We start from the raw sequence: 22,388 nt of genomic DNA, 5'->3' as shown, positions 1-22,388 counted from the left end.
GGCCGTGTGCATCCACGGAAAACGCGCAGCCCACGGCTCACCGCTCACCGCCTGCCGCTCATCAGAACCCGAACACCAGCTGGTTCCCCTCCGGCAGCCCCTCCAGGCAGCCGTGGTTCTCCAGGAGTTCCAGCACGGCCTTGTTGATGCGGGCGCGGTTCTTCAGGTCCTCCTTCGAATGAAACTCGCCCTGGGCCCGGGCCTCCACGATGGCCTGCGCGGCGCTGTCGCCCAGGCCGGGCAGCGCGTTGAACGGGCAGAGCAGGGTGTTCTCCCCGTCGATCAGGTAGCGGGTCGCCTCCGAGCGGTACAGATCCACCCGGTTGAAGCGGATGCCCCGCAGGAACGCCTCCTCCACCAGCTCGTACTCCGTGAGGGATTCCTTCTCCTTCGGCGAGGCGTCCCGGCCCTTGGCCTCGATCTCCGCCACGTAGCGGCGCACGGCCTCGGGGCCCTGCACCAGCAGGTTGGCGTCAACCGACCCGGCCCGCACGCTCAGGTACGCCGCGTAGAACAGCAGCGGCTCGTGCACCTTGAACCAGGCGATGCGCAGGCAGGAGAGCACGTACGCGGCCGCGTGGGCCTTCGGGAACATGTACTTGATCTGCTTGCAGGACCAGATGTACCAGTCGGGCACATTGCAGGCCCGCATCGTCTCTTCCATCTCGGGGGTCAGCCCCCGGCCCTTACGCACCGACTCCATGATCTTGAAGGCGGTGGCCGGCTCCACGCCCCAGTAGATCAACTGCACCATGATGTCGTCGCGGCAGCCGATGACGTCCTGGAAGGGAATCCCCTTCTTCACCAGCTCCTGGGCGTTGTTGGTCCACACGTCCGTGCCGTGGGAGAGGCCGGAGATGCGCACCAGGTCCGAGAAGTTGCGGGGGCTGGTCTCCATCAGCATCTGCCGCACGAACCGCGTGCCCATCTCGGGCAGCACGATGGTGCCCAGGTCGAACTGGAGCCGCCCGTCATCGATGCCCAGCACCCGGTTGCCGCCGGGGCTGAAGAGGGCCAGCACCTCCGGGTCGTCCACCGGCACCTTCCGCACGTCGAAGTCGGGGTCGCCGGTCTTCTCCCGGTACAGGTCCTGCAGCATCTTCAGCATGGTCGGGTCATCGTGGCCGAGGATGTCCAGCTTCATCAGGGCCTGCTCAAAGGCGTGGTAGTCGAAGTGGGTCGTCTTCACGCCGGACTTCCGGTCGTCGGCCGGGTACTGCACCGGCGTGACCTCCTCGATCTCCATGCCGACGGGAACCACCACCATGCCGCCGGGGTGCTGGCCGGTGGTGCGCTTGACGCCGGCCACGCCCGCGGCCAGGTAGCCGATGTGCGCCTCCCGGATGCCGGTGATATTGTTCTCCTCCAGCCAGCCCCGCACCATGCCGTAGGCCGTCTTCTCGGCAATGGTGCCCACCGTGCCCGCCTTGAAGACGTACTTGTCGCCCCCGAGCAGCTCCTCGGAGAACTTCTGGATGCGGCCCTGCACCTCGCCGGAGAAGTTCAGGTCGATGTCCGGCACCTTGTCGCCCTTGAAGCCCAGGAAGGTCTCAAAGGGAATGTCCTGCCCGTCGCGGTCCAGCGGCGTGCCGCACTGGGGGCAGTCCTTACGCGGCAGGTCGAAACCGGAGCCGGTCTTGCCGTCGTCGTGCCACTCCAGGTACTTGCACTCGGGGCAGATGTAGTGCGGGGGCAGCGCGTTGACCTCGGTGATGTCCATCGCCCAGGCGACGAAGGAGGAGCCCACCGAGCCGCGGGAGCCCACCAGATAGCCCATCTCCATCGACTTCTTCACCAGCAGGTGCGAGATGTAGTACGACACCGCAAAGCCGTTGCCGATGATCGCGTCCAGCTCCCGCTGCAGCCGCTGGGCGATCTTCTCGGGCACCGGGTCGCCGTAGACCCGCTTCACCTTCTCCCACGAGAGCCGGCGGGTCTCCTCCTCCGACCCCTCCAGCACGGGCGGGAAGAGCTTGTCGGGCACCGGCTTCACCTTTTCGATCTGCTCGGCGACGGCGTTGGGGTTGGCGATGACCACCTCGTAGGCAGCCTCCTCGCCCAGGTAGGCGAACTCGTCCAGCATCTCCTGCGTGGTGCGCAGGTAGAAGGGCGCGTCGTACTCGTCGCGGAAGCCGATGCCGCCCTTCAGGATGCGGCGGAAGATCTGCTGGTGGGGCTCGAGGAAGTGCGCGTCGGAGACGGCGCAGACCGGTTTGCCCAGCTTCTTCCCCAGCTCGTAGATGCGCCGGTTGAGCGAGAGCAGCTGCTCCTCAGAGTTGACCTGGCCCGACTCCAGGAGGAAGGCCAGGCAGTCCCGGGGCAGGATCTCCAGGTAGTCGTACCAGGAGGCCAGCTGCTCCAGCTCCTCATCGGGAACGCCCCGCAGGAGCGCGTCGAACAGGTGGCCGCCGTAGGTGGCCGAGCCGATGAGCAGCCCCTCCCGGTGCTTCTCCAGCACCGAGCGCGGCACCCGCGGCGTGCGGTTGAAGTACTCGATGTGCGAGAGGCTGATCAGCTTGTAGAGGTTCTTCATGCCCGCCTGCGTCTTCACCAGGCAGGTGGCGTGGTGGGGCCGGAGCTGCTCGGCGTTGATGTCCTGGCTCAGGCTGTTCAGGTCTGCGACGGTGGCGATGCCGTTCACCCGCTCCAGCAGCTTCGCCAGCACCATCGCGGCGGTCTTCGCGTCCGCGTCGGCCCGGTGGTGGTCCACCAGGGGCACCTGCAGCTCCTTGGTGAGCGCCGCCAGGCTGTGGCTCCGCATGTGGGGCAGCACCGCGCGGGCGAGCGTCAGCGTGTCGAGCACCGGGTTGGCGAACTCCTCGCCCAGGTACTTCTGCCGGTGGTAGCGCAGGAACGAGTAGTCGAACTGCGCGTTGTGCGCCACGACGATCGCGTCGCCCACGAAGTCGAAGAACGCGCGCAGCGCCTCTTCCGGCTCCGGGGCGCCCTCCAGCATATCCGGCGTGATGTTCGTGAGCTTCTGCACCTCCGGCGGGACCGGCTTGGTGGGGCGCACGAAGCTCTGGAACGTGTCGAGCACCTCGCCGCCGCGAAAGCGCACGGCGCCCAGTTCGATGATGTCGTCGCCGATGGGCGAGAAGCCCGTCGTCTCGATGTCCAGCACCACGAACTCGGCGTCGCCGAGCGGCACGCCCTCCGGGGGCCGCTGGATGACCGCCGCACCGTCGTCGACCAGGAAGAGCTCACAGCCGTAAATCACCCGGAAGTCCTCGGGCACCTTCACGTTGCTGGCGGCGGGGAATGCCTGCACCACGCCGTGGTCGGTGATGGCCACGGCCTTGTGGCCCCACTTCACCGCCGTCTTCACCAACTCGGCCGGGTCGATCATGCCGTCCATGGCCGACATGGTGGTGTGCGCGTGCAGCTCCACCCGCTTCAGGGGCCCTTCGTAGGTGTCCTCGCGGGCCGGGCGCCTGCCCACCATCAGGTCGTCGGCCAGCATCGTTAGCTCGCCGGAGAACCTGTCCACCTGCACGTTGCCCCTGACCTTCACCCAGGTCCCGTTCTTGAGCACGGCCAGGTAGTCCGGCTCCTTCTGGGGGTCCCGGAAGAGCTTCACCGGAAGCGTGTCGCCGAGACCACCGGGGTCCGCGGCGCGCAGCAGGTCGCACACCCCGAAGGAGATGAGCTGCCGGCCGCTCCGCAGGTCGCGGCTCTCCAGCCCGACGATCTCGCCCTCGATGATGACCCGGTTCTCCTCTTCCGTGATGGTCTGAATCGGCCGCACCGGCGCGTCCGCCGGGATGGCGCGCCCCTTCAGCGGCCCCTCGGCCGGCGGGGGCGTCGCCGCGGCCTCCTTCTTGCCGAACGCCGACTGGCGCTGCATCCACTGCTCGAAGTACTCGTCGGCGTAGCCGAGCTCCTCGGTGATGGGCTCGGGCGGCAGCGGGACCTCCTCGTCCCCGTCGGTGAAGAAGGCCTCAGCTGCCTCGCCGGCTGCATCCGCGCGCGCCGGCCGCGGGGCCGGGCGCGCCGTCACCCGGACCTGCAGCGCGCAGCCCGTCTCCCTCCGGACCAGCCGCTCCATAACGGGAACCACCCCGCGCTGCTCCACCACCTCGGCCTGCGCGGCCGTGGGCAGCTCCACGATCAGGCGGGGGGCTTCCACCTGCCACCGGGCCTTCTCCAGAAGCCCGTTGACCAGCGGCAGGACCTGCTTCAGCTGCTTCAGGATCTCCGGCCACGCCTCAGCCACCCGCTGGGCCGGATCGGCCTCAGGGTCCGGGTCGCGCACCGGAACCACCGTCACCGAAGCGGCGAGGCCCCCGAGGCACTGCTCGGCCACGGCGTCCGCCAGCGCCGGCCGGTGGTCCAGGGGCAGCCGCACCGGGCTCGCCAGGTGCAGGATGACGCTGCGGCTCCGGCGGTTCACCTCCACGCGAACCGGGCGCGCCCCTTCCAGGAACGCCTGAACCTGCGGCGGTAGTTCGGCGACGTCGATGAGCGAGAGCCAGTCGGACTGCGGTGACATCTAGGCGGCTCACCTCATAGCTCAGATATTTGCGCCTGTGCGCCCGGGAACCGGGCGCGGCGGCCACAAGAAGCCGACGAGCGCCCTGGTTGACCCAGTGCGCCCGCGGGCCGTTGGCTATATGTCTTCTTCAGTGACCGAGATGACCCCTTCCCGGCTCATCAAGTCGGCGATCAACCCGGTCATGTCGACATTGCGCCCCTGCGGCTTGACCGTGAACCGAATCTCAATGGTGCCCGGGAAGGCCCCCGAGCGCATGGCGACGTTCTTGACGGTACAGCCCCAGCGGCCGCAGGTGGAGGCCACGACGCCCAGCTGGCCGGGCGTGTCGGTCACCTGCACGATCAGCGACCGGTAGGCCCCGTGGTCGAAGAAGCGATTCTCCACCTCTGTCAGCGTCTTCAGGGTCAGCATCACCAGGACCACGGCCACAAAGGTCTGCATGTACAGCCCCGCGCCCACCGCCAGGCCCATGGCCGAGACGACCCAGAGCGAGGCGGCCGTGGTAAGGCCGCGGATGGTCGCCCCCTCCCGCATGATCGTACCGGCGCCCAGGAAGCCGATGCCGCTCACGACCTGCGCGGCGATGCGCCCGGGGTCGCCGTTGCCGAACCCGGTTGCCACCACGATGTCGTACATGCTGAGCGAGACCTTCATGATGAGGGCCGAACCCACGCACACCAGCACGTGGGTGCGAAGACCGGCGGGCCGGTTGTGGGACTCACGCTCAAGACCGACCACGCCGCCGGCGATGGCGGCGACGAGCAGGGGAATCAGGTTATCTACGAGCTGCTGTGCGAACGTGTACAGGTTCGCCTGAATAAACTCCAAGTCTAGCAAAGTCACTATCCCTTCTGTACGTATTTCAATATTTCATAATACATCTTCAGGCGCGCAGCCGTGCCTTTGACTAAGCCCAGCTTCTCCTCCTTCATCCGGTGGCTCATCTCTTCCAGGACGACCTCCACCACGCGGCAGCCGTGCTGTTTGACGTACTTGGTCAGCGCCACCTCGATGCCGAACCGGGCCTGATCTGCACCGGGCTCTTCCTGAAACAGATCCGCCACGACCTCACGCCGGACCGCCCGCTGGCCCGAGAGGTACGGCGCCACCAGCTGGGCCAGGTCGGTCGCGACCCGGCCGTCGCCGAAGACCCCGACGCTCATGTCGGCCTCGCCGCTGAGGACCGGGTGCAGCAGGTGCCGCAGGTGATCAGGGCTGAGGCCGATCAGATCGGCATCCAGAAAAAGCAGGACCGGGGCGGTCGTCGCGTCGAAGCCCGACTTCATCGCCGCAGCCTTGCCCCGGTTCTCCATATGTTCGATGACGGTAGCTCCCGCTTCACGGGCCCGGGTGGCTGTCTCGTCTGTCGAGCCGTCGCTCACCACGATGATCTCGCTAATCTCCGGCACCAGCCTGCACGCAGTGACCACCGAACCGATCGTTGACTCCTCATTATACGCGGGGATCACCGCAGCGACTCTCATAACGCCATTGACCTCCGATTGGAGCAGCCCAAGTTCAAAGTCTGCGCGGCCACGTGAACCGCTTTTTCTGGGGTAAGGTATTCCGTACACGGTGACCTTTTTCCTCCTCCAAACGCTGCCGGTTGCTAGACTGCCCCATCGGCGTCAGGCCTACCCAGGCGGAACAGGGGCAGCCCCCCTCTGATGGTAGGACTGCCCCAAATCAGCCGAACCCGTCAGGCCCTGCGCCGGCGCTGCCTGAGCAGGCGGATCACGAAGGTCACTGCGAACACTGCTCCCCCGGCCACCGCCATCGCCCCGGCCACGGGGGTGTCGGTGGCGCGGGCCAGCAGGTAGCCCAGCACGCTGGCCAGCACGCCGATCCCCACCGCCAGGGCCAGCATCACGGAGAGCCGGTCGGTGAGCAGGTACGCCGTCGCGCCGGGCAGCACCAGCATGGCCACCACCAGAATCGCGCCCACCGCGTCGAAGGCGCCCACGGTGGTGATGGAGACCAGGGTCATCAGCAGGTAGTGGAACGCCGTGACGTTGATGCCCTGGGCAGAGGCCGTCTCGGGGTCGAACGCGCAGATCTTCAGTTCCTTGAAGAATAGGAGAACTGCCACCAGATCGAGCACGAATATGGCGCCCATCGTCCACAGGGCCCGGGGCCCCAGGCTCACATCCCCCACCAGCCACAGGTCCCAGGGGGCGAAGGCGATCTCGCCGTACAGCACGTGCTCCAGGTCCAGGTGCACCCGGCCCGCGAAGGCCGAGATGAGCACCACGCCCAGGGCGAACAGGGCCGTGAAGGTCACGCCCATACCGGCGTCCTCCTGCACCCCGGCCCGCTGCAGCGCCTGCACCAGCCAGGTGGTGAGCAGGCCGAAGAGTGCGGCCCCCAGCACCATGATCGGGGCTGCGCGGCTGCCCGTGAACAGGAATCCCAGGGCGATGCCCGGCAGCACCGCGTGGCTGATGGCGTCGCCCAGCATCGTCATGCGCCGCAGAACCAGGAACGACCCCACCAGGCCGGCCGATCCGGCCACCAGCGCCCCGACGGCGACGATTACCAGCGAGGCCGTCATGCCCCATCACCCGGGTGAAGCCGCGGCTGCATACCGTGCTGAACGAGCAGGGCCTCCAGCTGCCTGAGGGTCTCCGGCGCAGCGACCAGCCGCCCTCCCGCATCCCACTGCACGCCGTCCAGATCGGCCTCATGCATGCGGCAGACCAGGTGGAGCCGCTCTTCCCGCACCAGCGGATAGGCCTCCGCGACCCCCGCCGCCGTGAGCTTCCAGGCGTCCGCACCCGCCAGGCCGGCGGGCGCCGGCACCCGGTCCACCAGCCCCTCCCGGGAAAGCCGGGCCAGGTGGCGCCGCACGGCTCCCACCGGCACCCCGGTGCGGCGAGACAGCGCCTCCGGCGAGGCCGCCGCCAGCGTCTGCGGGCACGCCGCCTCCTCGGCCAGGTCGTAGAGCGCCTCCAGGAGGCGGCTGCGCCGGGTCCGCGCCCGGGTCCGCAGAAAGCGCACCAGACGGGCCAGCAGCCCCCGCTGCGGGGCGGCCAGGAGGGAGACGAAGAAGAACAGGCTCGCCGCCAGCACGATGAGGGGGCCGGTGGGCATGCGGGGACCCACCTGCGAGGCCAGCGTGCCGGCTACGCCGGAGAGGGCTCCGAACAGCCCCGCCAGCGGCAGCATCACAGAGAGCCGGTTGGTCCAGTACCGCGCCGTCACGGCGGGCGTCGTCAGCAGCGCGGCCATGAGCACCACCCCCACCGCCTCCAGTCCGATCACAACGGCCACGACGATCCCCAGGTTGAGCAAGAGATCCAGCGCCGTCATCGGGAAGCCCAGACCCGCGCCGAAACCCGGGTCGAAGGCCAGCAGCTTGAACTCCTTGTAGAAGAGCAGGGCCATCAGGCAGAGAAGCGCCGCGATCAGCGTGATCAGCCGCACGTCGCTGGGCACGATGGCCGCGGCCTGCCCGAAGAGGTACTTGTCGAGGCCGCTCTGGTTTCCGCCGGGCATGCGCTGCACCACGCCGAGCAGCATGATGCCAAGCCCGAAGAAGACCGTGAGGACCAGGCTCATGGCAGAGTCCTCCTTCAGCCGGGAGTGGCGCGTGATGGCGAGCATCGCCAGCACGCCCAGCACCCCCGTGGCCGCGGCGCCCACCAGCAGCGGCCCCGCCGCCTTGGCGGAGGTCACCATGTAGGCCAGGACGATCCCCGGCAGGGCTGCGTGCGCCAGCACGTCACCCATCAGGGCCCGGCGCCTGAGCAGGGCGAAGACACCCAGCACCCCGCTGGCCAGCCCGAGCAGCGCGGTGCCGCTCATCACCCACAGCGCATTGGCGAACACCGGTCAGTCCCCTCCCAGCGACCGGCGTGCGGGGGGCTGCGCCCCGGCCAGCAGCGCCAGGCTGCCCAGCCGTCCGCCGTAGGTGTGCGTGAGGTTCTCCGGGGTGAAGACCCTTTCAACCGGGCCGGCGGCCAGCACCCGCACGTTCAGGAGCACCAGCCAGTCGAAGTACTCGCGCACGGTCTGCAGGTCATGATGCACTACCACCACCGTGCGCCCCCGGGCCTTCAGATCGGTCAGCAGGCCGATGATGGCCCGCTCCGTGGCCGCGTCCACGCCGGCAAACGGCTCATCCATGAAGTAGATGCGGGCGTCCTGCGCCAGGGCCCGGGCCAGGAAGACCCGCTGCTGCTGCCCGCCGGAAAGCTGGCTGATCTGCCGGCGGGCAACATCCGCCATGCCCACCTTCTCCAGGGCCTCCATCGCCAGGCTGCGCTCCCGGGCGCCCGGCCGGCGCAGCAGCCCCAGGTGGCCATACCGGCCCATCATCACCACGTCCAGCACGTCGGTGGGAAAGTCCCAGTCCACCGAGGCCCGCTGGGGCACGTAGCCGACCTCCCGCCGGGCCTGCGCCACCGGCCTGCCGAAGATGCGCACCTCGCCGGAGAGCCGGGGAACCATGCCCAGAATCGCCTTGATCATCGTCGACTTGCCGGCGCCGTTGGGCCCGATCACGCCGATCAGCCGCCCGGGGGGCAGCGAAAGGTTGACGTCCTTCAACACCGGGCGCTGCTGATAGGCCACCGTCAGGCTGCGCACCACCACCGGCAGGTCGTCGTCCCGCGCGCTGTGCTCCCTCGCCATGCTCTCCCTCCTCCCACCTGTCCGTCCTGCCATCACCGCAAGGCCTCGACGATCGCCCGCACGTTGTGCCGGATCATGCCCACGTACGTCCCCTCCGGCGTGCCCTCCGGCCCCATGGCGTCGGAGAACAGCTCCCCGCCGATGCTCACCTGGTGGCCCCGGGCGGCGGCGCCCTCCACCAGCGCCTCGATGGAGCTGCGCGGCACACTGGACTCGATGAAGACCGCCTTGATCTCCCGCTCCACCAGCAGGTCGATCATCTGCTGCAGGTCGGCGAGCCCGTACTCGGTCGCCGTGGAGATGCCCTGCAGCCCGGCCACCTCAATATCGTACGCCCGCCCGAAGTAGCCGAAGGCGTCGTGTGCGGTCACCAGCACCCGCCGCCCCGCGGGAATCGTGGCCAGCTCGGCGCGGGCCCACTCGTCCAGCTCCTTCAGCTCCGCCAGGTAGGCCTCGGCGTTCTGCCGGTACGTGCTCGCCCCTTCGGGATCCAGCTGCACCAGGCTGTCGCGCACGACCGCGGCGGCTTCCATCCAGAGCGACACATCGAACCAGATGTGCGGGTCCTCCACCCCGTCCTCGGTGATCAGGAGGCGTTCCTCGGGAATGCGTTCCGCCACGGCCACGGTGGGCTTCTCCCGGGCCATCTTCACCAGGATATCGCCCATGCGCCCTTCCAGGTGCAGTCCGTTGTAGAAGATGATGCGGGCCTGCTGCAGGCGGGCGATATCGCCCTCCGACGCCTTGAAGAGATGCGGATCGACGCCCGGGCCCATCAGGGCCGTCACCGCCACCCGGTCGCCCCCGATGTTCCGCGCCAGATCGGCCACCATGCCCGTCGTCGCCACCACCGGAATGCGGTCCCCCGCCGCCGTGCCCGCCTGGCCGGTTGCGCATCCGGCGGTCACCACGGCGATCCCGAGTGCCAGCAGCGCAAGCCCCAGGCGCAGTCGTCGTAACATACATCTTCACCCTCCAGCCGGCCCGGTTTGTCTCCAGGCCAAAAATCTTAGCCTAGACCAACTTTGTGACCGAAAGCACGGAGCGGACACCCGCTCCGTTTTCCTGCGGGAAAGAGTTTTTCCCCAGGGAAACTCTTGCCCTTATGCTGGTATTGTGCGGCACGCAAGGCTGGTTTGTCAAGAGCGATTCTCATTCGCAGTACGATAACGCACCGCCAACCGTGCGCCGGCGGTGCGTGCGGAATTGCGGGATCACTCGACCACCAGTCGCCCCCGCATGCCCCTCTGGTAATGTCCGTCCACGTGGCACTCGTAGCTGTAGGTGCCGGGCTTCTCCACCGTGAAGGCGGCCTCGGCGCTCCGGCCGGGCTCCACGGGGCCGATGAGCACGTTCAGCTCCGGGATGCGGAACTCGTGGGGAACGCGCCCCCGGTTCTCCAGCCGGACCACGATCTCGCTGCCCGCCCTCGCCCGCAGCTCCGCCGGCTGGAACCGGTACTCCCGGGCCACGACGGTGAACCGCCGTGCCGGTTCGTCCGCCCGGGGCATGCTGCGCAGGGCCTCCTCCAGGGCGTCGCGGATGACCGCCACCTCCCGCGCGACGTCCTCCTCGGAGAGGATGCCGCTGAGGAGCAGGCCCCGGATGGTGCTGCTGGCATTGGCCATGCGCGCGGCCAGGCCGGGATCCTGCATGCTGACGGCAGGCAGCACCGGGTCGAGAGCCTCGGCGAACCGGTCGTAGGCCGTGCGGAAGCGCTCCAGGTCGCCGGCCGCCGCCGCCGCCAGGATCTCCGGCGCCGCTTCCCGGGCGGTCTCCATCCGCTCCTGCAGCGTGGGCGGCCCAACCTCTGCGGTGTCGTTCCGCTCCTGCAGCGCGGGCGCTCCCGCCTCCGCGGCCTGTACCCGGCCCGTCGGGCCGGCCAGCAGAACCGCGGCCGCCACCCATGCGCCTGCCCATCGCAACCAGTGCTTCACAAGCGTGCCTCCTTCGCGTCGTACTGTGCGCCGCTCGGTCACAGTATCTCCTCCCGCAGGGGAAAGGAGTCGGTACTTCCGCGGGCGCCAGGGCGTAAAATGCGGCAAAGCCCCCGCAAGGGGGCCCCGGGGGTGTGCGCATGGTGCGTCTGGCACAGGCCGTGTTCAAGGGCGGCGGGGTGAAGGGCATCGCCCTGGTGGGCGGGCTGGCGGTCGCGGAGGAGCTGGGCTGGCGCTGGCGGGCCGTGGCCGGCACATCCGCCGGCGCAATGGTAGCCGCCCTGGTGGCCGCCGGGTACCCGGCCCGCGCGCTGAGGGAGATCATCCACGAGCTGGACCTCCGCAGCTTCGGCGATTCGTCGGGATTCAAGGTGGCCAGCCTGCTGCTGCACGAGGGCATCTTCAAGGGAGAGAAGCTGCTGGCCGAGGTCGATCGGCTGCTCTCCGAACGGCTCCGCCGGCCGCGGGTGACGTTCCGCGATCTGCCCGTCGCCTGCCAGATCGTGGCCACAGACCTGACCCACCGGCGCATGCTCGTCTTCCCCCACGACCTGGGCCGGCCGCCCTACTCGCTGGAAGACCCCTACGGCTTTCCCGTGGCCGACGCCGTCCGCGCGTCCACAGCCATCCCCTTCTTCTTTCAGCCGTACCGGCTGGAACTCCCCAACGGGGTCCGGGCGACCCTGGTGGACGGCGGACTGCTCTCCAACTTCCCGGTGCACCTGTTCCAGCCGGTGGGCGGCCCGGCCTGCATGCCCACCTTTGGCTTCGACCTGCGCGGGGGAGACGACGGGCCGCAGGCGACCGACACGCCCCTGGAGCTGGTGCAGGCCATGGTGAACACCATCCTCAGCGCCCGGGACCTGAGCGACCGTGAAAACCAGGATTACGCCCGCGTGATCCCCATCGAGACCGCCCCGTACCGCACCACGCAGTTCGACATCGATGCCGGGGGCAAGGAGGAGCTGTGCCAGCGCGGGCGGGCCGCCGCCGAAGCTTTCTTCGCGGACCCGGCCACCCACGCCTGGCTGAGGGAATTCGCCGTGCGCCGGGCCCTTCGGCCACTGCGCCGGCCCCTCAGCGTTTAATCTACCAGCGAAAAGGAATATCAGAATCTTGCGTATAACCATCCTTGCAAGTTGTACAGCCTTGCACGCGCCCGGGGCGGCGGCAGCGGGCGCCGGAGGTCGCACATGCAGCAGGCAAGCGGGTTCATCATCGCGGGGCCGTTCTGGCCGTCGCGGCGGGGCTCCTGGCCCTCCGCGCGGTCGTCGTGTCACCGGTGCCGGACGGTGTCGATTCCAACTACCTGCTGTTCACCAACCCCCTGTTCATGCTGGCGGTCGTGGCGCTGGAGGAGCTGTTCTTCCGCGCCTTCCTGGTGGGCTGGGTATCTGGCAGGACCACGGTCACAGTGGGCGTTCTGCTCTCCATCGCCGTGGACTACCTGCTCCACGTGCCCAACGGGGGCCAGACCGTGCTGACGTTCTTCAATGCGGTGCTCTACTCGCTCACCGCCTGCCTCTTCTACCTCCGCTTCGGCTTCGGCGGTTCCGTCGGCTTCCACTACGGCTGGAACCTGGTGCAGTGGACCCTGCTGGGGTTTCCGATGTACGGCCCCGTGGGAGGGCGCTGGTTCATCCTGCAGCCGGTCGGGGCCGCCTGGCTCACCGGGGCCGGGTACGGCCCTGAGAACAGCCTGCTGACCACGGTCGTGTTCGCCCTCGGGCTGGGCCTCTGGCTTGCACGCCGCACATGAGGTGCAGCCGACTCGTAAGCTCCAAAGAAAAAACCTGGCCGCGGTGTCATCGCAGCCAGGTTCGTTTGTGCTAGTACGCCCGGGCGAACCAGAGGGTGTGCTTCGCCTCGCCGCCGCAGTGGATGCAGGTCTGCTTCTGCTGGGGCGGGTCGAAGGGGATGACCCGGGAGGTGAACTTGGTCTCCTCCTTCACCTTCGCCTCGCACTCGTCGGCGCCGCACCAGCCGGCCAGAACGAAGCCGGGCAGCTCGCCGGCCTCCTCGCAGCGGGCGATATGCGCCTTCAGCTTCTCCAGCGTGTCGACGTCCAGGTGCGAGTGGGCGTCGCGGAAGGCCTTGGCCTTCTCGAACATGTTGCGCTGGATCTCCTCCAGCAGCGCCTGCACCCGCGCCACCGCCTCGTCCAGCGAGACCGGCAGCTTCTCACCGGTGTCGCGCCGCACCAGGACGCACTGGTGGCTGTCAACGTCCCGCGGGCCCAGCTCCAGCCGAATGGGCACGCCGCGCATCTCCCACTCGTTGAACTTCCAGCCCGGGGTCTCCTCACGCAGGTCGGCCTTCACCCGCACGCCGGCGGCCTTCAGGGCGTCGAAGAGCGGGTCGAAGCGGGCCATGACCTTCTCCCGGAACTTGGGCGGGCCGACGGGGATCATGATCACCTGCACCGGCGCCAGGCGCGGCGGCAGGGCCAGGCCCCGGTCGTCGCCGTGCACCATGATCAGGGCACCGATCAGGCGGGTGGAGACGCCCCACGACGTGGTGTGGACGTACTTCAGCTGGTTGTCCCGATCCAAGAACTTGATGTCGAACCCCTTGGCGAAGTTCTGGCCCAGGTAGTGGGAGGTGCCGGCCTGCAGCGCCTTGCCGTCCTTCATCATCGCCTCGATGGAGTAGGTGTCCACCGCGCCGGCGAACTTCTCCGACGGGGTCTTCTGGCCCACGTAGAGCGGAATCGCCATCTCGGTCTCCACGAACTCGCGGTAGACCTCCAGCATCCGCATGGTCTCCTCCCGGGCCTCCTCCTCGGTGGCGTGGGCGGTATGCCCCTCCTGCCAGAGAAACTCAGAGGTGCGCAGGAACGGCAGGGTGCGCCTCTCCCAGCGGAAGACGTTGGCCCACTGGTTGATCAGCACCGGCAGGTCGCGGTAGGACTGGATCCACTGGGCGTACATGTGGCCGATCATCGTCTCGGAGGTGGGCCGCAGAGCCAGCCGCTCCTCCAGCTTCTCGCCGGCGGCCTCGGTCACCCAGGGCAGCTCGGGGTTGAACCCCTCCACATGCTCCTTCTCCTTCTGGAAGAAGGACTCGGGGATCAGCATCGGAAAGTAGGCGTTGCGGTGGCCGGTCTCCTTGAACCGCCGGTCGAGCCCGGCCTGGATGCGCTCCCAGAGCTCGTAGCCGTCGGGCTTGAAGACGATGCAGCCGCGCACCGGCGTGTAGTCCATCAGGTCGGCCTTCCGGATCACGTCGATGTACCAGCGGGAGAAGTCCTCCGACTGGGGTGTGATCTCCTTCACGAAACCCTTCTCTTCCTTCATGCCCTACTCTCTCTCCTTCGCTCGACATCGGGAGGATGGCGGCCCACCGTCCCGTCGCAGAAAGCCCCCGTCCCCTCTGCAGGGACGGGGGCATCGCTCCCGTGGTACCACCCTCATTGACCGGGCCGCGCCCGATCCGCTCGTGCCCCGGTAACGGCGGGAAACCCGGCACGGCTTAGACCCACGCGGGGCGGTCGCCGGCAGCTCCAGGGTGGGTAGCCCTCGCCGACGCTGTACCAGCCTTGCACCGGTCCGGCTGGCTCTCTGGGACAGGTCGTGCGGGGCGGGCCCCATCAACGCCTTTTGCTAGGGCTTAGACTACCAGTTGATGGTGCGCTTGTCAACCTGCTCGGCAGGACGGCTCCCGCCGCACCCGTCATGCGCCGGGCAGGCCGGGCACAGGCTCCTGGCCCGACCGCGCACACAGGCCGACGTCCGGTGCGTAACCCGTCCCTGCGTTCGTCGTTATACCGATCAGAGAGCAGTGGGGGGGGAACGGACCGTGCGCATCTCGGCGATCAACCCGGAGTCGCTCACCAGGCGCCAGCTTGGCCGCCTGGTCATGGGCGATGCACCCGGCCAGGCGGAACCGGCGGACCTCATCTTCGTGTTCGGCGGCGCCGCACTGGAGCGGGTGGGGCATGCGGCAGCGCTGTTCCACCAGGGGAAGGCCCCGCTCCTCCTCCTCTCCGGCGGCACCAAGTTCGGCCAGCGGAACCCGCCGGAGGCGATCACACTGCGTGAGGAGGCGCTGCGCCTGGGCGTCCCGCCGGAGGCGATCCTGATCGAGACGGAGTCCAACCACACGGTGGAAAACGTGCTCTGCTCGCTGGTGGTGCTGCACCGCAGTGTGGGGCTCCACCGCATCCGCCGAGCACTTGCGGTCACGATGCCCTGGCACATGCGCCGCGCGATGCTGGCCCTGCGGACGTACATGCCGCGGTGGATCGAGCCCATCGCCTGCCCGGCTGATCTCCCGGATTTCCAGCCGGAGCGCTGGTGGGAGCACCCCGATGCCGCCTGGCGGGTTCCCCGGGAGGCGCGGAAGCTCGTCACCTACGTGCGGGAAGGCTTCGTGACCGACGAGGATGCGGCCCTCTGACAGAGGCAGGAACCTTCTGCGTGGCAGGTGATCATCGCTGCCGTAGGGCTGGTCTGGAATGCACGGCACTCTGCATCAGCTTCCCGCGGGCAGAAGTGGCGTTGCTTGCCGGGCCTTCCTGTGGTATCGCTGTCTATGTCAGAATTATCCCACCCCTGGTGCGTACAGCGCCGAGGTCGGCAAGGTGGCAGTTCCCATCACCTACCACGCGCGCAAGGACGCCCGGGCTCGCTTCGCCCTGTGGCTCCTGCTCCTCCTGGCCGTCGCCGCCGGGGCCTGGTACTGGTCGAACAGCCTCTCCCCTACGGCACAGGCCCGTCAGGCGGCCCATGACTTCTGGGTCGCGGTGACCGCAGGAGATGAGGCTGCGGTGGCGGCGATGATGGCGGACGACGCGGACTTCACCGCCGCTGAGGTGATCCAGGCCAACCGGGGCCTTATCGCCCCGCCCCGTCCGAGCGGCCTCGTGCACCCGGCCCTGACGCCGAACCAGACCGGCACCGAGTTCGTTGTCACTAAGGATCTGATCGGTCCGCCTGACCCCGTGCCTTCCCATCTGCGCGTCCTCGGGCTGAAGCGGGTGAACCTTATCTCTGCCCGTGCCGGGCGTACCCGGCCGGCACCTGACCCGAAGCCTTGATCTCGGCGGCCTTCCGCTCCACCAGCTCGACCAGGGCCTCCACCATCTCCTCCTCGGTGGTCTTGCGCACCCGCTCGCCGCCGACGTAGAGCATGCCCACGCCCTTGCCGCCGAACAGCGCCACGTCGGCCTCGGCCGCCTCGCCGGGGCCGTTGACGACGCAGCCCATCACCGCCACGTTCAGCGGCACATCGATGTGCTGCAGCCGCCGCTCCACCTCGTTGGCCACCCGCACCAGGTCGATCTGCACCCGGCCGCAGGAGGGGCAGGAGATGATGTTGATCCCCCGGGTGCGCAGCCCCAGGGCCTTCAGGATCTCGTAACCCACCCGCACCTCTTCCACGCAGTCGGTGGAGAGCGAGACCCGGATGGTGTCGCCGATGCCCTCGGCCAAGATGGCGCCGATGCCCACCGCCGACTTGATCGTGCCGGCAAACGGCGTGCCCGCCTCGGTGACACCCACGTGCAGCGGGTAGTCCACCTTCGCGGACAGCTTCCGGTAGGCCTCGATCATCTGGTCCACCCGGGAGGACTTGATCGAGATCACGATGTCCTGGAAGTCCAGTTCCTCCAGAATGGCCACGTGCTTCAGGGCCGACTCCACCATGCCGTCGGCCGTGGGGTAGCCGTATTTCTCCAGGAACTCGTCCTCCAGCGACCCCGCGTTGACGCCGATGCGAATCGGCACCCCGCGGTCCTTGCAGGCCCGGACGACCTCCTCGATCTTCCACCGGGCGCCTATGTTGCCGGGGTTGATGCGCAGCTTGTCGATGCCGGCCTCCAGCACCTTCAGGGCGATCCGGTAATCGAAGTGCACGTCGGCCACCAGCGGGATGACGCAGCCCTCCCGGATCTCCTTGAAGCGCTCGGCGGCCTCCATCGTCGGCGCCGCCACCCGCACGATGTCACAGCCCGCCTCCTCCAGCGCGCGGATCTGCGCCAGGACCTCGGGCACGTTGCGCGTATCGCACTTGGTCATGGACTGCACAGAGATGGGCGCGCCGCCGCCAATCTGCACGCGCCCTACCCGTACGGCCCTCGTCTTTCGCCGTTCCACCATTTCCCGCACTTGCTTCCTTTCCAGGTCCGATTGACCTACTGCCCCAGGATCACGGCCCGCAGGTCGCCGTACGTCACCACCAGGATCAGCCCCATCAGCAGCAGGAAGCCGAAGAAGTGCACCATGTTGACCCGCTCCGGGTCCAGCTTGCGGCCCCGCACGGCCTCCACGGCCATGAAGAGCAGGTGCGAGCCATCCAGGGCCGGAATGGGCAGCAAGTTGAACAGGCCGAGGTTGATCGACAGGAACGCGGTCAGCCACAGCAGGTTCGTCAGCCCTGCAGAGGCCTGCGTCGCGATCTCGCGGGTGATGCCCACCGGGCCGGAGAGCTGCACCTCCGTGCGGCCCGACACGGCTTCCAGCAGCGACTTGACCCAGGTCCTGGAGTAGTCGTACGTGATCGACGGCCCCTGCGCCAGGGCCTTCCACAGCGAACCCGGTCGGGTGGCCTGCTGGACGCCGATCATCCAGCGGTCGTCCATCCAGACCGGCGTGACCACGGTGCTCATCACCTGGCCGCCCCGCTCAAAGCGGATCTCCAGCGGTGCCCCTTCCGACTTCCCGACGTGGGCCAGGATGTCGGACCAACCCTCTACCGGGTTCCCGGCGATGGTGAGCACCCGGTCGCCCGGCTGCAGGCCGCTCACCGCCGCCGGGCACGGCTGGCCGGCGCAGTCGGACAGCACCTGGCCGAAGATCGGTTCGGTCACCGGCACCCCCTGCGCGTAGACAAACGCCGACAGCAGGAGGGAGGCCAGGAGAAAGTTCATGAACGGCCCGGCGAAGATCGTCAGGGCCCGCGCGTAGATCGGCTTGCTGTTGAACCCCCTGGGGTCCTCCGGTTCGGTGGGGTCCATACCCGCCATGCGGACGAAACCCCCGAGGGGAACCGCGCGCAGGTTGTACCGGGTCTCGCCCCGGTCAAACCCCAGGATCGGGGGGCCGAAACCCAGCGCAAACTCGTGCACGCGGATGTCGAAGAACTTGGCCACCGCAAAGTGACCCAGTTCGTGCATGAAAATCATCAACCCGAAGACGGGTATTGCCCAAAGCCAGTCGATCAGGGTCATGCCCTCACCACCTGTTTGCGCGCCACTGCCCGCGCCCAGCGGTCTGCGGCGATGATCGCCGCCAGGTCAGGCCGCTGAACCACGTCGTGGCGATCCATCACCCCGGAGACCACCTGGAAGATCCCCGTGAAGGGAATCTCGCCGGCCAGGAACCGCTCGACCGCCACCTCGTTGGCGGCGTTCAACACGGCCGGCATCGTCCCTCCCATTGTAACGGCCCTGCGCGCGTAGCTCAAGGAAGGAAAGGTCTCCTCGTCGGGCCGCTCGAACGTCAGCGACCCGACCGCGAATAGGTCCAGCGGCTCCACGAACCCCGGGCTGCGCTCGGGGTAACAGAGGGCATATTGAATGGGCAGGCGCATGTCGGTGGGGCCGAGCTGCGCGATCACGTTGCCGTCGCAGAACTCCACCGCCGAGTGCAGAATCGATTCGGGGTGCACGATCACCTCGATCTTCTCCATGGGCACCCCGAAGAGCCAGTGCGCCTCGATCATCTCAAGGGCCTTGTTCATCAGCGTGGCGCTGTCGATGGTGATCTTGGCCCCCATCACCCAGCGCGGGTGGCGCAGGGCCTCCTCCCGCGTCACGCCCGACAGGTCCTTCCGCCCGCGGAACGGCCCGCCGGAGGCGGTGAGCAGGATCCGGCGCACCCACCCCGGGTCCGCGCCGGAAAGGGACTGGAAAATCGCCGAGTGCTCCGAATCCACCGGAATGAGGTTTACGCCGCGCGACCGGGCAGCCGTCATCACCAGCTCGCCGGCGGCCACGAGCGTCTCCTTGTTTGCGAGGGCGATATCCTTCCCGGCCTCGATGGCCGCGAGGGTGGGCTCCACCCCCATGGCCCCGACCACGGAGGTCAGGACCAGGTGACTCTCCGGGTGCGTGGCCGCCCGGAGCAGCCCCTCCTCGCCCCAGGTGATCTCTGGCCGGTAGTCGCCTGCCTCCGCCCGGAGAATGCCCTGCAGTGCGGCGGCCGCGTCCCGGTCCGCGACAGAGAGAAGGGCCGGCCGATGCCGGCAGGCCTGCTGGGCAAGGCGCTCCACCTGCCGGCCGGCAGCCAGGGCCACCACGCGAAAGCGGTCAGGGAGGTGATCGATCACGTCCAGCGCCTGGGTGCCAACGGAGCCGGTGGAGCCAAGGATCGCGATCCCTCTCTTCATCTAAAGACAGAACTCCTTCGTGATGGTGTCAGCGCTTGCGGCCTTCGTCCGTGAAGATGGGCAGGAGCCCGGAGGTGATCATCGCCTTCAGCAGGATCGTGATCAGGGGGCCGAACAGCACGCCGAGGGCGCCGAAGAACTTGATGCCCAGGTAGATCGCCAGAAGGACGGCCAGCGGGTGCAGCCCCACCTGATCGCCGACGACCTTCGACTCCAGCATCTGCCTGAGGGCGCTGACCGAGGCGTACACGATCAGCAGCTTCACCGCGAACCCCCAGCTGCCGGTGAAGGCCGAATAGAGGATCCACGGGACGTACAGGGCGCCGGGGCCAACGATGGGCAGCACGTCCAGCAGGCCGACGGCCAGCCCGGCCAGCACCACGTAATTGGCCCCGATGATGGCGAAGCCGATGGTCGAGACCACGGCCGTCATCGTGATCAGCATGGCCTGCGCCTTGGCCCACCCGATGGCGTTGTTCCAGACCTCCATCTTCACCTGGCGCAGCTGGTCCCGCCACTTGGCGGGAAACAGCGAAAGCAGAAAGAGGCCGATCTCCCGGCGATCGCGGGCCATGAAGAAGGTCGCAACGAAGGTGATGATGACGTTGATCAGGAAGCCCGGAACCGAGGTCACAAAGCCCAGACGCCGCGCCAGGGCCTCCAGGTATCCTCCCAGGTTGGACTGCAGCTTGCTGAGGTTCTCGCTGATCTGCACCTGGATCGACTCCGGCAGGTTGCCGACCGCCTCCTCCAGGTAGACCAGGAGCTGCGAGGAGAGATCGAGCCCCGCCGCGTAGAGGTAGGGCAGGTTGCCGATCAGCGAGCGGATCTCGCCCACCAGGTAGGCGATGCCCACCGTGAACAGCGCGCCCATCACGCCCACCACGATGAGCAGCACGATGGCCACGGCCAGCGCCCGGGGCATCCGGACCCGGCGCACCAGCCACGTCACGGGCGGATCCATCAACTCGGCGATAAGCCAGGCCAGCACAAACGGCAGCACCACGGGCAGACCATAGGTAAGCAGGGCCCACGCAACGATCAGAAAGGCCGCGAGACCCAGTACGGAGAACAGCCACGCCCGGTCCATCGGGGCTCACCTCCCCCACCATGCCGGGTTACGACACACCGTAGAGCAAGGTCGCTATATAGTAGACGAACGGCAGCACGAACAAGCTACTGTCAAACCGGTCGAGAACGCCGCCGTGCCCCGGAAGCAGCCGCCCGGCGTCCTTCACCCCGGCGGTCCGCTTCAGGGCCGACTCGGCCAGGTCGCCCACGGTGGCGATCAGGGCAATCGCCGCCCCGAGCGCCGCGCCCTGCCAGCGGGGCAGGGGAATGGCCGGGCCCCAGAGCAGGCCGGCGAGGGCCGCGCCGGCAATCCCGCCCAGCAGCCCTTCCACCGACTTCTGCGGGGATATCTTCGGGGCGAGCTTGTGCCGCCCCCACGTGATGCCCACGAAATAAGCCAGGGTGTCGGCGCCCCAGGTGCACAGGAAGGCCATTCCCGCCCACATAAGGCCGGCGTCCCACCCGGCGCCGCCGCCCAGCCGGCGAAGCAGCACGAGGTAGCTCAGAAGGCCGACGTAGAACACGCCCGCCAGCGTCAGCAGGCCGTCCATCGCCGAACAGCCCTCCGGCCGGAAGACCGTCCAGGCGAGGATCGCCAGGGTCGCCAGCGCGGCGACGGCCCCCGCGTGCGCGCCGTGAGGCGGCAGCAGCCCCGCAGCGAGCACGATGGCCGCGGTGGCTGCGCCCCCCAGGGGCAGGGCGGGCCGATGGCCCATCGCCCGCATCAGCCGCGCATACTCGTAGAAGGCAATGAGGCCCATCCCCGCCACCAGCACGAGGAAGGGCCACTGCCCGACATAGAGAAGGCCCAGGAATACCGGTATACCCACGAGGCCCGTCAGAATACGAACGAGCACGACGTCACCTGCTTTACTGCGGCCGCCGCGGTCCTCGGCCCCCTGCGGGCTCACACGGCGCCGAAGCGCCGCTCACGCCGGGCATAGTCCCGCAAGGCCTGTTCCAGATGCTCCCGCGTGAAGTCGGGCCAGTACACATCGGTCACCCAGATCTCGGCGTAGGCCGACTGCCACAAGAGGAAATTCGAGAGGCGCATCTCGCCGGCGGTTCGTATGACCAGGTCCGGATCGGGCAGGTCGGCCGTATAGAGGTGCCGCCTCACGGCCGCGGCATCGATCGCCTCCGGCTCCAGTCCCCCGGCCTTCACCTCGGCCGCCAGGCTGCGGAAGGCGTCCACCAGCTCCGCCTGGCCGCCGTAGTTGACCGCGAGGTTGAGAATCAGCCGGTCGTTCTCCCGCGTCAGTGCCACTGCCCGTGCGATCTCCTGCTGCTGGGCTGCAGGCAGCTCGTGAATGCGCCCGATGGCGTTGATCCGCACGCCGTTCTTGTGCAGGGTCTCCGCCTCCAGCCTGCAGTACTCGAGCAGAAGGTTCATCAGCGTGTCGACCTCGTCCTTCGGGCGCTTCCAGTTCTCGGTCGAAAACGCATAGCACGTCAGGATCTTGATGCCCAGGTCGGGGGCGGCCTTCACCACCCCGCGCAGGGCCTCCACCCCGGCGCGGTGCCCCACTGTGCGGGGCAGCCCGCGCTGTGTCGCCCACCGCCCGTTGCCGTCCATAATGATGGCCACGTGGCGGGGAAGGTACGACTCCTCCCGCGGTGCCGTGTTCCGGGGCGCCGCCCGCTTCAGCCCAACGAGTTCGCGCAAGTCGTCCAACACGCCCCTCCACGACCTCCCCTACCCCGCCGGCTGCTCCCGGCGCGCATATTCCCGGTGCGCCAGCACGAAGGCCAGTCCCGCAGGGGTCTCACGCTGCGCGACGACCCGCAGCTCGCCGATCCCGACCGGGCGGTTGGGAGGGGTGGTGACCGACCACGTGTAGGTCAGCCCGCGGCCCTGCAGAATCGCCTCTGCCTCCGTCCAGCGGAGGCCGACCAGATCCCACCGCCATGAACCGCCTTCCACC

20 protein-coding genes are annotated in these 22,388 nt (G+C 68.3%); 4 read left to right on the top strand and 16 right to left on the bottom strand.

The features are described from left to right. Positions 1-61 precede the first annotated feature (61 nt). The 8 genes from ACZ45O_RS03920 to ACZ45O_RS03885 form a co-directional block, all read right to left on the bottom strand. Positions 62-4,492: a PolC-type DNA polymerase III gene (locus ACZ45O_RS03920; RefSeq protein ID WP_464855755.1), complete on the bottom strand. Its 4,431-nt coding sequence runs from the start codon at positions 4,490-4,492 to the stop codon at positions 62-64. A 117-nt stretch (positions 4,493-4,609) separates the two neighbouring features. Next, a complete protein-coding gene (locus tag ACZ45O_RS03915) occupies positions 4,610-5,338 on the bottom strand; it encodes an MgtC/SapB family protein (protein ID WP_464855753.1) in 729 nt (242 codons plus the stop codon). Beyond that, positions 5,338-5,979 (bottom strand): glycosyltransferase family 2 protein, encoded by a 642-nt coding sequence (locus ACZ45O_RS03910; RefSeq protein WP_464855751.1) that lies wholly within the window; start codon positions 5,977-5,979, stop codon positions 5,338-5,340. The genes ACZ45O_RS03915 and ACZ45O_RS03910 overlap by 1 nt, the downstream gene beginning before the upstream one ends. Positions 5,980-6,194: 215 nt before the next feature. Beyond that, positions 6,195-7,046, bottom strand: a complete 852-nt coding sequence (locus ACZ45O_RS03905; protein WP_464855749.1) for a metal ABC transporter permease — start codon at positions 7,044-7,046, stop codon at positions 6,195-6,197. Continuing rightward, positions 7,043-8,323: a metal ABC transporter permease gene (locus tag ACZ45O_RS03900; protein ID WP_464855747.1), complete on the bottom strand. Its 1,281-nt coding sequence runs from the start codon at positions 8,321-8,323 to the stop codon at positions 7,043-7,045. The genes ACZ45O_RS03905 and ACZ45O_RS03900 overlap by 4 nt, the downstream gene beginning before the upstream one ends. 3 nt (positions 8,324-8,326) lie before the next feature. Then, the gene (locus ACZ45O_RS03895; RefSeq protein ID WP_464855745.1) at positions 8,327-9,127 is read right to left on the bottom strand and encodes a metal ABC transporter ATP-binding protein; all 801 of its coding nucleotides are present in this window, start codon (positions 9,125-9,127) and stop codon (positions 8,327-8,329) included. Between the two features lie 32 nt (positions 9,128-9,159). Continuing rightward, positions 9,160-10,089 (bottom strand): metal ABC transporter solute-binding protein, Zn/Mn family, encoded by a 930-nt coding sequence (locus tag ACZ45O_RS03890; RefSeq protein ID WP_464855743.1) that lies wholly within the window; start codon positions 10,087-10,089, stop codon positions 9,160-9,162. Positions 10,090-10,341: 252 nt separating this feature from the next. Further along, positions 10,342-11,064 carry a cupredoxin domain-containing protein gene (locus ACZ45O_RS03885; RefSeq protein WP_464855741.1) on the bottom strand — a complete coding sequence of 241 codons (723 nt, stop codon included), beginning with the start codon at positions 11,062-11,064 and terminating at the stop codon, positions 10,342-10,344. A 140-nt stretch (positions 11,065-11,204) separates the two neighbouring features. Here ACZ45O_RS03885 and ACZ45O_RS03880 point away from each other — a divergent pair, with 140 nt between their 5' ends. Then, the gene (locus ACZ45O_RS03880) at positions 11,205-12,152 is read left to right on the top strand and encodes a patatin-like phospholipase family protein (protein ID WP_464857648.1); all 948 of its coding nucleotides are present in this window, start codon (positions 11,205-11,207) and stop codon (positions 12,150-12,152) included. A gap of 44 nt (positions 12,153-12,196) precedes the next feature. Further along, a complete protein-coding gene (locus ACZ45O_RS03875; RefSeq protein ID WP_464855739.1) occupies positions 12,197-12,823 on the top strand; it encodes a lysostaphin resistance A-like protein in 627 nt (208 codons plus the stop codon). A gap of 70 nt (positions 12,824-12,893) precedes the next feature. Here ACZ45O_RS03875 and proS read toward each other — a convergent pair whose 3' ends face one another. Next, entirely contained in the window at positions 12,894-14,360 is a 1,467-nt protein-coding gene (proS, locus tag ACZ45O_RS03870) for a proline--tRNA ligase (RefSeq protein WP_464855737.1), read from the bottom strand. A gap of 502 nt (positions 14,361-14,862) precedes the next feature. Between proS and ACZ45O_RS03865 the strand changes: the two genes are divergently transcribed. Both ACZ45O_RS03865 and ACZ45O_RS03860 read left to right on the top strand, forming a co-directional pair. Beyond that, the gene (locus ACZ45O_RS03865; protein ID WP_464855735.1) at positions 14,863-15,462 is read left to right on the top strand and encodes a YdcF family protein; all 600 of its coding nucleotides are present in this window, start codon (positions 14,863-14,865) and stop codon (positions 15,460-15,462) included. Between the two features lie 184 nt (positions 15,463-15,646). Then, the gene (locus ACZ45O_RS03860; RefSeq protein WP_464855733.1) at positions 15,647-16,102 is read left to right on the top strand and encodes a hypothetical protein; all 456 of its coding nucleotides are present in this window, start codon (positions 15,647-15,649) and stop codon (positions 16,100-16,102) included. Here ACZ45O_RS03860 and ispG read toward each other — a convergent pair. Genes ispG through ACZ45O_RS03825 form a run of 7 tightly spaced genes read right to left on the bottom strand, consistent with a single transcriptional unit; the run spans position 16,050 to position 22,387 of the window. Further along, on the bottom strand, positions 16,050-17,171 hold the full coding sequence (ispG, locus tag ACZ45O_RS03855; protein ID WP_464855731.1) for a flavodoxin-dependent (E)-4-hydroxy-3-methylbut-2-enyl-diphosphate synthase: 1,122 nt from the start codon (positions 17,169-17,171) through the stop codon (positions 16,050-16,052). The genes ACZ45O_RS03860 and ispG overlap by 53 nt on opposite strands. Positions 17,172-17,197: 26 nt before the next feature. Further along, complete coding sequence (locus ACZ45O_RS03850; protein ID WP_464855729.1) at positions 17,198-18,232, bottom strand: M50 family metallopeptidase; 1,035 nt, start codon at positions 18,230-18,232, stop codon at positions 17,198-17,200. Then, the gene (locus tag ACZ45O_RS03845; RefSeq protein WP_464855727.1) at positions 18,229-19,392 is read right to left on the bottom strand and encodes a 1-deoxy-D-xylulose-5-phosphate reductoisomerase; all 1,164 of its coding nucleotides are present in this window, start codon (positions 19,390-19,392) and stop codon (positions 18,229-18,231) included. The genes ACZ45O_RS03850 and ACZ45O_RS03845 overlap by 4 nt, the downstream gene beginning before the upstream one ends. A gap of 28 nt (positions 19,393-19,420) precedes the next feature. Further along, positions 19,421-20,482: a sporulation integral membrane protein YtvI gene (ytvI, locus tag ACZ45O_RS03840; RefSeq protein ID WP_464855725.1), complete on the bottom strand. Its 1,062-nt coding sequence runs from the start codon at positions 20,480-20,482 to the stop codon at positions 19,421-19,423. A gap of 28 nt (positions 20,483-20,510) precedes the next feature. After that, entirely contained in the window at positions 20,511-21,320 is an 810-nt protein-coding gene (locus ACZ45O_RS03835; protein WP_464855723.1) for a phosphatidate cytidylyltransferase, read from the bottom strand. 50 nt (positions 21,321-21,370) lie between these two features. Further along, positions 21,371-22,129 (bottom strand): isoprenyl transferase, encoded by a 759-nt coding sequence (locus ACZ45O_RS03830; RefSeq protein ID WP_464857646.1) that lies wholly within the window; start codon positions 22,127-22,129, stop codon positions 21,371-21,373. A gap of 30 nt (positions 22,130-22,159) precedes the next feature. Beyond that, complete coding sequence (locus tag ACZ45O_RS03825; protein ID WP_464855721.1) at positions 22,160-22,387, bottom strand: PASTA domain-containing protein; 228 nt, start codon at positions 22,385-22,387, stop codon at positions 22,160-22,162. Position 22,388: the final 1 nt, after the last annotated feature.

The organism is Symbiobacterium turbinis (assembly GCF_055383075.1).
This window is presented reverse-complemented; position numbering and strand designations above follow the sequence as displayed.